An 11,285-nucleotide genomic window follows, 5' to 3' on the forward strand; every position below is an offset into this window, starting at 1 on the left:
CGGCGATGGCCCAAGCTGAAAACGGTCGAAGGTCGCGAAGCCACGACGGGACAGAAGGACTGCCTCGAAATGAACAAGCTCAACGACCTAGCCCGCCTTCGCCGACCCGAGACCATCGTTGACCGGCTCCTCAAGCTCGTGGCCGTTCGCGTCGAGCTGCCGCCGAGCTACCACGCGCTCGCCTGCGACCGCAAAGCCGCCCTTGAGGCCCACATCGAGCGCGCCGGCAGCGTCCTCGAGCACCTCGTCGTCCTCTTCTACGTCCAGGGTTCGATGGCGATCGGAGCCACCATCCGGGCCCGCTATCGTGAGGACGGTTACGACATCGACATCGTAGTCGAGCTGCGCCTCCCGCGTTCCACGCCGCCGAACGTGGTCCTCGACATGCTCTTCCAAGCGGTGAAGGGCGAGCCGGACTCCCGTTACCACGACTGCACCCGGCGCCAGACCCGCTGCGTCACCGTCGAGTACGCCGACGGCATGCACGTCGACCTCACGCCCTCGATCCTGGTCGAGCCGCTGAGCCCCCGCCGGAGCGTGATCCCGCACGCCAAGCCAGAGGAGCCGCGGTACATGGACCGCATGGTGCGGATGAACGCTTACGGCTTCGCCGAGGAGTTCAACGAGCGCAACCCGCCGGACTGGGTCTTTGCCGAGGACTACGCGGAGATCCGCAAGAGGATGGATCCGGGCTCCATCGCCATCGCGGCGGCCGAGTCCGAGCCCGTGCCGGCGCATTCCTCGGAGGTGGGGGGAAAGTCGACCACGGTGGTCGCCCTCCAGCTCATGAAGCGCAACCGGCTCCTATCCTATCGGCTCCGCGACGGGGTGCGGATGCCACCCTCGGTGATGATCTCCTCCATCGTGCTCGAGGCCGCGCGGCCCGGGCGCACGCTCACCGAGGCGTTGACCGAGTCCGTGGACCACCTCCGCCGGCGCCTTCAAGCGGCCCAGGACGCAGGCGTGCTGATCGACGTGCGCAACCCGCGCGATCCCGAGGACCGCTTCACCGACCGCTGGCCCGCCACCCTCGAGGACCAGCGGCTCTATATTAGCGACCTCGAGCGCCTGGCCCGCAGGCTCGATGACCTTCAGCGTGCGGAGTCGATGAAGGAGCGGTCCGACATCCTCGTCGAGCTCTTCGGTGAGGCCCCGGCCCGCGATGCCATGGCCGAGATCGTGCGCGAGGTGGCACCTCACGAGCCCTCTACGACCCGGCCGGCGTCTCCGGCTCCAGCGGCCTTGACGGCCCCGGTCCTCCTGGCGCCGCGCATCGCACCGGCGCAGCCTGTGCGGGCGCCGCGCAACACCAACTTCGGGGGAACCTGGACATGGCCCGAGAACTGATCTCGCTCGAGGAGCAGGTGAGAGCGATGCGCGCCCTCTGGCCGGGGTTCGAGGCGGTGCCGGGGATCGGGCCTGGTACTGTCGTCTGGTTCGGGGATCTCACTGGCTTCGAACGCAAATTCCACCTCTTCATTCAGTACGGGCTGCCGCTCCCGGGCCGGCGCGAGATGTGCCGGCTGATGCCCGAGGTGCGGGCGCTCCGCCCTAGGCTGGTGCCGAACCCGGATGCGGCTGAGGAGGCTCCCCTGCCCCACGTCTACTTCGACCTGTCCGACTTGGCTGGCTCTCCGCTTTGCCTTTTCGACCCGCGCCTGCGCGAGTGGGACGGAAGCCTCCTGATCGCTCGGACCACGATCCCCTGGGCCGAGCGGTGGCTCTGGAACTACGAGCTCTGGGAGGCCACAGGCGAATGGCACGGGGGCGGCACGCACCCCGAACCCGACAAGGAGAAGGCTCATGCGTGAGGCCGACTACGATCACACGGTCCCCCGGCGCTCCGAAGGCACGAGAACGACATTGAGGCCTGCGCAGCCTTGGCCGGAGGAGAGGCCGTTTAAGCTCCTCTCCATCGACGGGGGCGGCATCCGGGGCCTGCTGCCGGCCTTGGTTCTGGCCGAGATCGAGCAACGCTACCTCGGTGGCGAGCCCATCGGGCGGCACTTCGACATGATCGCGGGAACATCTACGGGCGGCATCATCGCGCTCGGGCTCGGTCATGGGCTTTCGGCCCGGGAGATCGCTGCCTTCTACATCGAGCGCGGCGAGAGGGTGTTCCCGCCGGGCAACTGGATCACCCGGCCTTTACGCTCGGCCTTCGGCTGGGTGGGAATCACCCACGACCGCCGTGTCCTCGAGGCGGAGTTGCGCCGCATCCTGGGCCACGAGACATTCGGCAACTCGCAGGTGCCGCTCTGCATCTCTGCTTTCGAGGGGCGCTACGGTGAGCCCTACGTCTACAAGACCCCCCACCACCCCGACTACAAGCGCGACGGCCGTGAACGGATGGTCGACGTTGGCATTGCCACCGCGGCTGCGCCCACTGTCTACCGGGCGGTCGAGCGGGACGGCTATGCTCTCCTCGACGGCGGCATCTGGGCCAACAATCCGGTTATGGTGGGGGTGGTGGATGCACTCTCCTGCTTCGCCATCGAGCGGCGGCAACTCCACGTCCTGAGCCTTGGCACGGGGCGCGAGCGCTTCCGCGTCGGCCGCTGGGCCCGGGTCGGGGGGAAGCTCCTCTGGGCGGGGCCGTTCGTGAGCGCCGCGATGGCCGCGCAGTCCCACAACGCGCTCGGTCAGGCGGGCTTGCTCCTCGGCCGCGACCGCATCACCCGCATCGACGGGCCCGAAACCACTGAACTCGTCGACCTGACGGAGGTGCGGCGCGCTGTGAAGGAGCTTCCAGGCATCGCGCGCACTCTGGTCGACGGCATGGGGCAGCAGGTCGCGGACCAGTTCCTGACCGGGGATCAACGCGAGGCAGCTTGATTGTCTCAGCTTGGATGATGCCGCGTTGCGCGGACTGCCCAGCTAAGCAGTGGCTTGACCACTATTGATGATTGCCGCCTGTCTCTCCCGGTCGCGCCCTCATCGAGTTCGCCTCGGAAACTGTCGTCCCAAGGGTAGAAGCATGGGCGCTTACTAGCGCTTATGCATCGTGATCGTCGCGATCCCAAGGCTCGAAAATGTCGACCTCGCCCATCTCGATCTCGTGGAACCGACCCTCGAGCGCACCCTCGAGGAATGCGAACTCTTCGTCGGCGGTCCCCTGATGGTAGACGCCGAGCGTGATCGTCGCTCGGGTGGCGAACTCTTCCTCGACCTCGATTTCGCGTCCACCCATCCCTAGGGACTCCTTGTCCACGCTGTCCCAGACCGAGAAATTCAGTTCCACATGCACCTTTACTGTGAGGCTCACGGGCAAACTGACCACAACCCGCATCACCTCGGTATCGCTTTGAACGTCGATGATGTCGATGTCCGCCTCCTCGGGCCACTCGACGCTCTGGAGCTCCGCGCCCCAGATATAGATTTCCACCTCGCCCGACGACGGATAGGCATTGGCGGTAAACTCGGTCCGCTCGATATGGTCCGCTATGTTCTGCCGGATCTCCTCGCTGCCGTCATCGCCCTCGGCCAGCCATTCGTAGATTGCCTTTCGCAGGCCCAACGGGGCGTTGGTGATGAGGCCAAGCGCCTCCTCGATCTCCCGCACGACATAGAGACGCTTAGAGCGCTCGCAGAAGGCCCGCCAGTCACCGTCTTTGGAGACGACCAGGATGCCGCCGTCGCGTCGAACCGCCTCGCGCTCCAAGGCGTGCAGCGCCAGCGCGTCAGGAAACTCGTTCTTCTTCTTACCGGACCCGAAGGGAGGATCACCCGCGAAGTAGCCGGCAAAGAGCGTCGCGGTGTCCACCAGTGCGGCGTCGTCCAGAATTACGCACCCTGTTCTATCAACGAAGTCCTGCCAACGCTGTCTCGCCGCGGCCGCGGTGTCGCGCCCACCTGTCACCGATGCGAGTAGGTCGTCTCGGCTCGGCGTTGCGGTTTCGAAAGCGTTAAGCGCCTGACCGATTGCCTTCTTTGCCGCGGACAGTGCTTCTTTGGCGCCCCGTTCGAGGTGTGCCAGCACCTCCTTCGCGATGGTGCCAGACATGAGGAAGTCGAACGGTCGATCCTTCAGGCTCGACAGCGCTTGCAGCGCCCCAGAGTTCAGCTGAAGACCCTTTTCGTCGAAGATGCTCGTGTCCACCGTGATCGCCGTGATCCGGGTTTGCGCCAGGAGCGCTCGCAACCCTGTCTCGTCTTCGATGGGCATGTCAGTCTTCGCTCCGGCGTTGCTCGCATTCTTTTGCGCAGCGGCTCTTGCCACCGCAACCTTGGTCAGGGCCGCTTCTGCGTACCAAGCAAGGTTTGTCGATCCCCAGACTGTGGCAGCGATGGGTGAGCCGGTCGAGGAGCGCGGTGGTCATCTTGGCGCTGTCGGCTGGCCTCGTGACCGCTCAGCGGAGCATCTCCACAGCCACCCCGACCAGGTCACCCACTGTCGCCCAGGCCTTGTCGGTGGTCAGGACCGTGGCCTTGCGGCTCGCAGCCAGGGCCAGGCAGCTCCGGTCGCCCAGGGACAGGCCCTGCCCCCGTGTCGCGGCCCGCAGCGCGCCCGTGGCGTAGGCCCCAGCCTCGTCAAAGGGCGCCACGGCGAGGTGAAGCGGCGCGAGAAGGGCGCGGGCGGTGGCCGCGTCGGCCCCGAGGTCGTTCAGCTTGGTGGCCACCTCGGCGAGGTTCACGGTCGAGATGACGGCTTGGGACAGCACGGCCGCCACGCGCTCGGCCCCGGGCTCGCCGTTGATGAGGCACATGAGAGCGGAGGCGTCGAGCACGTAGGGGCCTTGCCCTCCTCCCGTTCCCGTCGCCCTACCGGTCTCGGGTCCAGCGACGTCACTCACGCTCCGCCTCCGCGCGCCGGTCGGCGATCAGCTCCTCGGACAGGAGCCGCCCTTCGGGATTGAGCTCGCGCATGCGCGCCTGCACGCGCCGGATGGCCGCCGCCAGCGAGCGGACCCGGAGTTCTCCGTCGTCCAGCTCGACAACGACCGTGTCCCCGGCCGCAATCCCCATCTCGCGGCGGAACGCGGCCGGGATGACCAGCTTGCCCCCTTCCACGATCTTGACCCGCTGCGATGGCATGGCCCGGCACCTCCCTCGACCTCGTTCACCAAGCCTAACATCTGGATCACATAGGTCGCAACCATTGTCATGGGTCCAGTGGGCGCGGGAAGGTTCTTCCACCTGGATAGGTCTGGACACGAGAATGGGGATTGCCCTCCAGCTTGACGTCTACCAGCTGTCACTTAGGGTATACCCCAGCCGAGCAGCCGCATCGGACACCTGCATGCGTCCAAATAGGGTTGCTTTGGGGCGTGTCGGACAGTAGCGTGAGCGGGTCTAGAGCCCAACAAGACAGAATGCCTCGCCTATGACCCTCTATGGCTATGCTCGCGTGTCCACGACCGACCAGGACCTCTCCTTGCAGGAGATGGCACTCCGGCAGGCCGGCTGCCAAGTGATCCGTGCCGAGAAGCGGACCGGGACCTCGCGCGAAGGCCGCACCGAGCTCGAGCTGCTGCTCCAGTTCCTCCGCCCCGGCGACACGTTGGTCGTCACCCGCATCGACCGGCTCGCGCGCTCCCTCAAGGACCTGCAGGACCTCGTCCACGAGCTGAGGGCCAAGGGCGTCAGCTTGCGCGCCACCGAGCAGCCGGTGGACACCTCCACCGCCGCCGGCAAGGCCTTCCTCGACATGCTGGGCGTCTTCGCCGAGTTCGAGACCAACCTGCGCCGCGAGCGGCAGATGGAGGGCATCGCCGCCGCCAAGGCGCGCGGCGTCTACACGGGCCGGAAAGCCAAGATCGATCCGGAGGAGGTGCGTCGGCTGCACACGGAGGAGAGGCTCAGCCCCACGGCCATCGCACGCCGGCTCGGCATCGCGCGGTCGAGCGTGTACCGGTTCCTGCCGGGGGCGGGGCAGGCCTGATCGTCAGCCGACTTCAACTACGACACCCGCCGCAACGGACGACCCTGAAAAGAAACCACACCAGGAGGCTAGGCGCGCAACGCGATCCTGCGGACCACGCGCCATCTCGGACGAGCCCTTTGGAAAAAGTGGAGCGGCAATCACCGACGAAGTCTCATCGAGGCCAAGATGCAATGCCTGAAGCTCATGGGGGAGCGGCTCTCAGCCCGAACCTTTGACGCCAAACCGCCGACTTCAGATCTGCGCCGCCCTCCTCAACCGCTTCACCGCCCTCGGCACGCCCAAGACCAGGCGTGTTGCGAAAACAGTTGGGGATTAGGGGAAGCTCGCCCTCAGCCGGCTTTCCGCAACAGAGCGCCTTGGTAGGCTGAAGAGCTTGCGCGCCTCGAATCGCCCGGGTCGCATCAGAGCACCGCAGCGGCCCGGCGTATGCGGATGCCGAGCTCCGTGCTGCGGGCGAGGTGGCCGGCTATCTCGTCCTGGAAGCGGTCGAGCTGGGTCACGATCTGGTCGAGCGAGCCGCCTGCGCGTCGCAGGACCGCTCCTTCGATCCGGCACAGCATCCGGATCGAGTTGAGGCCCGAGACATGGGTTCTCATCTCGGACAGGCGAGCCTCCATCCCCTGCGCCTCGCGCGTGACGCGCTGCAGGCTGGCCGCGGCGCGAGTTCGGTACTGCGCAGCGATGTCGTTGAGGCGGGCGGCCTCCTCGGCCGGGTCGGTGCCCCCGATCTCCTCGTCGTGGGCGAAGAGCTCCGCCATCTCGGCCAGGATGGCGGCGGCGTTGCGGAGGAAGAGACCGTCGCCGAGCGAGCGGGCAATGGAGGCGAAGCCCCCCTCGCCGCTCAGGGCGCGGCTTTGCAGCCAAGTGGTCATGTCATCGGTCAGGACCGCGAAGTTGGAGGAGATCGCGCTGACCGGCCGGCCGAGGTCGCCCAGCTCGGAGGAGGCGATCCGAAGGTTGATGGCAATCATGCGTGCGACGTCGAACATTGCCCTGAGGGCATCGAGCTCCGTCTCGTGGCCATCAGCGGCCTCGGCCGTCGCGAGCGCCTCGGCGACGGAGGGCACGGGGCGGCCCGTGACATGACTGCGGTGCAGCACCTCGGCCCCCAGGGCGCGGGCCTGGAAGGCGTCGTAGCCCGGGAAGCCGGCCTGAGCGAGACGGGCGAGGAGTTGGCGGGCGCTGTCGGCCGAGGCGACGCTGGCCACTTCCTCGGTCAGGAGGTCGGCGTAGAGCGCCTTGACTTGGGCGAGAAGCTTGCTCCCTGGCTTGATGCGGACCGACAGATAGCCGTCGGCGAGGGGCACGATCACCGCGAAGACCCAGTAGCTGCGCCCGTCCTCGGATTGGTTGCGGACGTAGGCACCGGTGGCGAGCCCGGCCTTGATCCGATCCCACATGAGGTGGAACACCGCCTTGGGCATCGCAGGGTGGCGGACGAGCTTGTGAGGCGCGCCGATCAGCCGGTCCCAGGCAAAGCCCGAGACCCGCTGGAACACGCGGTTGCCCGAGCGAATCACGCCGCGCGCATCGGTGCGGGAGAAGAACATCTCGTCGAAGCCGAAGGGAACCTCACCTTCGAGCGCGGTGAGGGCAGGAATGCGGGCGTGTGAGTCGGTCATGATGCCGATCGTCGCACGCCGACTTTACCAACCGGTTACCACAAAGTCAGGGTTCGCTCCGGCCCGCCGCCCGCTCCCGCGCCCGCTCCAGCGCCAGGCGCGCTTCGCGACAGATGATGAGGACGCCTGCAGCGATGACGATCGCGGCGGCGAGGAGGGTGGTGCCGGTGGGGACCTCGGCAACCCGTGCTGTCGGACGCGCGCATGAGCTTGGTCTGCATCATCGGCAGGTCGCAGGTCGACGCCACGCGCGAACAACTCGTCGTCAAGAAGGACGGGGATGGCCGGACCTGTAAGGCAGCAGAGCCTCAGGCCGCCCGATGACACCCCTTTGGTTATCTCTAAACCCTGGGGCAACGGACTGCCGGTCCTGGTGGTGGCGGGAGGAGCCCCCGGGGGTCGGGCCGGGGGCTCCGGCCAAGGTGCCTGGTCTCCGTTTCAGCCTTGACACCGGCGTTGTTGCGCAACTCGAGTTGAGGCCGAGTTCGCCCCTTTCCCCTCGAGATCAGGCGACGCGCGTGATTTCGGCCCTGCCCAAGGCCGAGAAGCGGTTCATGAGGGCGATGCGTGTGTGGATCTCGGCGGCTTGGCGATCGGGGTCTCGTAAGGCGATGCGCTCTCCGAAGCTTTTGAGGCGCCGCATCTGAGCCTCAATCCGGCTGCGGGCGTGATACCCCGTCAGTCGCTTCCAGAGGGCTCGACCGAAGCGTTGGGTCGCCCGCAGGGTCTCGTTTCTCGCCTTGGCAGCGGGGCAGTCTTCCTTCCAGGCTCGACCGTTTCGACGGATGGGGATGACGGCCGTACCGCCTCGGTCGCTGATCGCGGTGTGACAGGTCCGGGTGTCGTAAGCGCCGTCGCCCGTCACTGTGCCGATGGGCTGGTCCACCGGGATCTGCGCCAGCAGGCCTGGCAGGACAGGGCTGTCGCCTTCACGGCTGGGGGTAAACTCCACTGCCCGGATATCCCCGGTGGCCGCATCCATCGCCAGATGCACCTTGCGCCATTGCCGCCTGCGGCCGGGCCCGTGCTTGCGGACCTGCCACTCACCGTCGCCCCGCATCTTCACCCCGGTGCTGTCGACGAGCAGGTTGAGATTGCCGTGCGACCGGCGGAATGGAACTTGGATGGTGACGGTCTTCTGCCGCCGACACAGGGTGGAGTAGTCCGGCACCGGCCAGTCGAGGCCCGCCAACTCGAGCAGGCTCGCCACCATCCCAATCGTCTGCCGCAGAGCGAGCCCGAACAGGACCTTAATGCTGAGGCAGAACTGAATGGCGGCATCGGAGAAGGTTTGCGGTCGACCCGCGCGATGGCTCGCAGGCGCAAGCCACTCCATCTCGAGATCCAGCCAGACCAGCAGGGAGCCACGCCTGCGCAGGGCGGCGTTGTAGCTGGACCAGGTCGTCGTGCGGTAGCGGGCGGGGGCAGGCTTGCTCATGGCCGCCCAAATAAGCAGGCAGACCCGCCGCGCGAGCCCCCTCGCTCATGGGTTACGCAACAACGCCAAGGCTTTGAGTCATAGGGTTCGAGGATTGCGGCTGAAAGATGTTGATCGATGTAGGATCAGAGCCTGCATCGGCGCCCTTGTGACATGGCGCCCAATAGGGCTAGGAGTCCGGAAACTAGCATGAGGCCAGATGCCGGCACTGGCACGGGCAGAGGCGGAACGACGCGTGTCGGCGTGACCGGACCCAAGGGATCAGCAGACCCATCTGTCGGATGCGAAGTGATCACGGTTGTCCAGGGCTGCCCGAAATCTTCTTCCCACGTTTCAGTCTCAGGGATCCAGCCCGCCGGTATCCAAGGAGTGGAGCCCTCGGGGAGCGAAGCCTCTGTCGGCAGATCGTCGGGATGCGTCGTAGTGGTCGGACTGGTCGCCTTCACAGCCACTGCCGGGAGAGTCCCAGCTCCGTTGAAGATCAAGGCCAAGAGTTCGGCGTCGGTTAGATTGGGGAATCGGTCATAGAGAGGCAGTCCCGCAGTTGGCATGCAATTCGACACAAAAAGGATCATTGTCGAACGCCAGATGTCTTCGAACTGGCTTTTGTCATACAGATGCTCCATGACCCATTCTGAGTCTGGGTAGTTGCACAACTCGATCGGATCATCCTCGAAGCCTTCAAGCTCGAGCGTTCCGGCGGCAACTGGGAGCCGTGCAGCCAACAGGATCAGGCCAGCAGCGGCAACGACTGCTGCGCCGGAACGGCTATGGGAACGAAGATCACCTACCGACATAAAGCACTCACTCAAAGCAAGGGGCCGGACGTCCGCTGCCACACCGGCGCCCTCCATTCCACTAGTTGCGTGCTGCGGGACATAGGGCATGACACTCGTCCCTGGTCTGTGGCACGAGCGCCACTGACTCGGCGCCACGCGACATGAACCGACAGCACAACCGTCGCTAAACTTGGACCATATGGCGATATCAAGGCATGAAGCGGGCCACCTTCGACATGGAGAAGGCAGGGTCCGGGCTCCCGCTGTAGAACAGTGGGCGGCTCAAGACCATCTTAGACTCCACACGACGGTGTACGCTCTGATCCAGCGGGTTTGAAAAGATGCGAAGTCCAGATCAGATGGAAGGTCGACGTTTAGCAGTGGACTGGTTGAGGGCAGGCCAGCGATGCTCCAGTCGATTGCTTTTGGCGCATGTGATAAGGTATCCAAGCTAGCCTGTCGGATTACCTTTGAGCAGAAATGATAGGCGGCGCAGGCACCTGCCCAATTTTGGCCGGAGTGCTCCAGCAACCGGGTTCGTGGGCCCCAAGCTTTAAAGAAGCCAAGATCGAGACTCATGCAAATGCCCAACCTTATCGACCCTTCTGTCTGTCTTGCCACCGTGGAAGTGTTCCGCAAGGTTCCAGAAATTCGGTTGAGGATTGCGATCGACACGTTCAGAGAATTTGTTGAATTGGCTGCTCTGCATCTGGATGGGGTCAGGCCAAGCGGGTGGGCCGATTACCGCTTGTTCCCGGATCTGCGACCGGAAGACTTGGAAGGCTTGATCCTGATTGGCAGATTTCGACAGGCCTATATGACACCTAAAGGCGCTCGTCTGCTAAAACGCTTGATACAACATGATCTTGTTCCGCGTCGGCCGGGAGCGGGCGCAGCGAACTTCACAGAGCTCGACGCCTACATCAATTTGGAAGCCGAACTGGTGCGACGTACGATAGAGCGGCGGGCGCAGAAAGAGGCTGGCCGCCAAAGCAGGGCCGAGGCCGTGACCACGTTCGCTGCGCGGGTGGCTCACCTGGTGCATAATCCTGAAGATGCCCGACCGGAGGAGCTCAGCCGCAAGCTCATCATGGCTGTTTTCCTTCAGAAATTCGGCAAGGGCGTCGGTGGCTCCGTGACTCTTGGTGGCATTCGCTGCTTCAAGGGATTCCCACAGGATGATCCCGCAGAAACCGATTGGGAGCAGCGATGGCAAAACCTCGATACGATCTATTGGCTGGATGCTACAGGGTTCCGCCACGGTGACCTGACAGCCCGGAGACACCGCCGGCCCGCTCTTGAAGAGGCACTCGTGCGGGAGCGCTAGGTTGGGGCGACAGCAGTACGGAAAGGCAGGTGATCTTCCCCCGCTTCGGTGGACACGGGGTTAGCTCGCCATCTGCTCGGCCTGTTCGGGCGTGAGATAGCCGAGAGCCGAGTGGATGCGAGCGCGATTGTAGTAGCCTTTGACCTGACCCCTTGTTTCTCCTCTAGGGGCTGCTGGAATCCGGACCCAACGGAAGGGATCGGACATGAAGCGAAGCAGGTTCAGTGACGAGCAG

10 protein-coding genes and 1 pseudogene are annotated in these 11,285 nt (G+C 65.2%); 6 read left to right on the forward strand and 5 right to left on the reverse strand.

Annotated features, from left to right (window positions below; genetic code table 11):
• The first annotated feature begins 69 nt into the window (after positions 1 to 69).
• Genes J2Z33_RS16330 through J2Z33_RS16340 form a run of 3 tightly spaced genes read left to right on the forward strand, consistent with a single transcriptional unit; the run spans position 70 to position 2,835 of the window.
• Positions 70 to 1,347 carry a nucleotidyltransferase domain-containing protein gene (locus tag J2Z33_RS16330; RefSeq protein WP_209843033.1) on the forward strand — a complete coding sequence of 426 codons (1,278 nt, stop codon included), beginning with the start codon at positions 70 to 72 and terminating at the stop codon, positions 1,345 to 1,347.
• A complete protein-coding gene (locus tag J2Z33_RS16335; RefSeq protein ID WP_209843035.1) occupies positions 1,332 to 1,811 on the forward strand; it encodes a type II CBASS E2 protein in 480 nt (159 codons plus the stop codon). Before J2Z33_RS16330 ends, J2Z33_RS16335 begins: the two co-directional genes overlap by 16 nt.
• Positions 1,804 to 2,835: a CBASS cGAMP-activated phospholipase gene (locus J2Z33_RS16340; protein ID WP_209843037.1), complete on the forward strand. Its 1,032-nt coding sequence runs from the start codon at positions 1,804 to 1,806 to the stop codon at positions 2,833 to 2,835. The genes J2Z33_RS16335 and J2Z33_RS16340 overlap by 8 nt, the downstream gene beginning before the upstream one ends.
• A 160-nt stretch (positions 2,836 to 2,995) precedes the next feature.
• On the opposite strand, the gene J2Z33_RS16345 is transcribed toward J2Z33_RS16340, so the two are convergent.
• The 3 genes from J2Z33_RS16345 to J2Z33_RS16355 form a co-directional block, all read right to left on the reverse strand.
• Complete coding sequence (locus J2Z33_RS16345; RefSeq protein WP_209843039.1) at positions 2,996 to 4,165, reverse strand: PIN domain-containing protein; 1,170 nt, start codon at positions 4,163 to 4,165, stop codon at positions 2,996 to 2,998.
• A 184-nt stretch (positions 4,166 to 4,349) separates the two neighbouring features.
• Positions 4,350 to 4,727 carry a type II toxin-antitoxin system VapC family toxin gene (locus J2Z33_RS16350; RefSeq protein ID WP_209843041.1) on the reverse strand — a complete coding sequence of 126 codons (378 nt, stop codon included), beginning with the start codon at positions 4,725 to 4,727 and terminating at the stop codon, positions 4,350 to 4,352.
• A 58-nt stretch (positions 4,728 to 4,785) separates the two neighbouring features.
• Entirely contained in the window at positions 4,786 to 5,034 is a 249-nt protein-coding gene (locus tag J2Z33_RS16355) for an AbrB/MazE/SpoVT family DNA-binding domain-containing protein (RefSeq protein ID WP_209843043.1), read from the reverse strand.
• Between the two features lie 289 nt (positions 5,035 to 5,323).
• On the opposite strand from J2Z33_RS16355, the gene J2Z33_RS16360 reads away from it, so the two are divergent.
• On the forward strand, positions 5,324 to 5,881 hold the full coding sequence (locus J2Z33_RS16360; protein WP_209843046.1) for a recombinase family protein: 558 nt from the start codon (positions 5,324 to 5,326) through the stop codon (positions 5,879 to 5,881).
• Positions 5,882 to 5,953: 72 nt separating this feature from the next.
• Positions 5,954 to 6,200, forward strand: a pseudogene (locus J2Z33_RS18550) (IS5/IS1182 family transposase); the annotation flags it as partial.
• Positions 6,201 to 6,285: 85 nt separating this feature from the next.
• Here J2Z33_RS18550 and J2Z33_RS16365 read toward each other — a convergent pair.
• Both J2Z33_RS16365 and J2Z33_RS16370 read right to left on the reverse strand, forming a co-directional pair.
• Entirely contained in the window at positions 6,286 to 7,506 is a 1,221-nt protein-coding gene (locus J2Z33_RS16365; protein ID WP_209843048.1) for a PAS domain-containing protein, read from the reverse strand.
• Positions 7,507 to 8,011: 505 nt separating this feature from the next.
• Positions 8,012 to 8,944: an IS5 family transposase gene (locus J2Z33_RS16370; RefSeq protein WP_209843050.1), complete on the reverse strand. Its 933-nt coding sequence runs from the start codon at positions 8,942 to 8,944 to the stop codon at positions 8,012 to 8,014.
• A 1,356-nt stretch (positions 8,945 to 10,300) separates the two neighbouring features.
• Between J2Z33_RS16370 and J2Z33_RS16375 the strand changes: the two genes are divergently transcribed.
• Positions 10,301 to 11,050, forward strand: coding sequence for a hypothetical protein (locus J2Z33_RS16375; RefSeq protein ID WP_209843052.1), 750 nt, complete (start codon positions 10,301 to 10,303; stop codon positions 11,048 to 11,050).
• The last annotated feature ends 235 nt before the right edge of the window (positions 11,051 to 11,285 follow it).

Source organism: Rubellimicrobium aerolatum, assembly GCF_017872975.1.
Classification (GTDB): domain Bacteria; phylum Pseudomonadota; class Alphaproteobacteria; order Rhodobacterales; family Rhodobacteraceae; genus Rubellimicrobium; species Rubellimicrobium aerolatum.

Coding starts and splice junctions, on each gene's coding strand:
- J2Z33_RS16345 (WP_209843039.1), bottom strand. CDS start 4,165: ATGCCCATCGAAGACGAGACAGGGTTGCGAGCGCTCCTGGCGCAAACC.
- J2Z33_RS16365 (WP_209843048.1), bottom strand. CDS start 7,506: ATGACCGACTCACACGCCCGCATTCCTGCCCTCACCGCGCTCGAAGGT.
- J2Z33_RS16360 (WP_209843046.1), top strand. CDS start 5,324: ATGACCCTCTATGGCTATGCTCGCGTGTCCACGACCGACCAGGACCTC.
- J2Z33_RS16330 (WP_209843033.1), top strand. CDS start 70: ATGAACAAGCTCAACGACCTAGCCCGCCTTCGCCGACCCGAGACCATC.
- J2Z33_RS16375 (WP_209843052.1), top strand. CDS start 10,301: ATGCAAATGCCCAACCTTATCGACCCTTCTGTCTGTCTTGCCACCGTG.
- J2Z33_RS16340 (WP_209843037.1), top strand. CDS start 1,804: ATGCGTGAGGCCGACTACGATCACACGGTCCCCCGGCGCTCCGAAGGC.
- J2Z33_RS16335 (WP_209843035.1), top strand. CDS start 1,332: ATGGCCCGAGAACTGATCTCGCTCGAGGAGCAGGTGAGAGCGATGCGC.
- J2Z33_RS16370 (WP_209843050.1), bottom strand. CDS start 8,944: ATGAGCAAGCCTGCCCCCGCCCGCTACCGCACGACGACCTGGTCCAGC.
- J2Z33_RS16355 (WP_209843043.1), bottom strand. CDS start 5,034: ATGCCATCGCAGCGGGTCAAGATCGTGGAAGGGGGCAAGCTGGTCATC.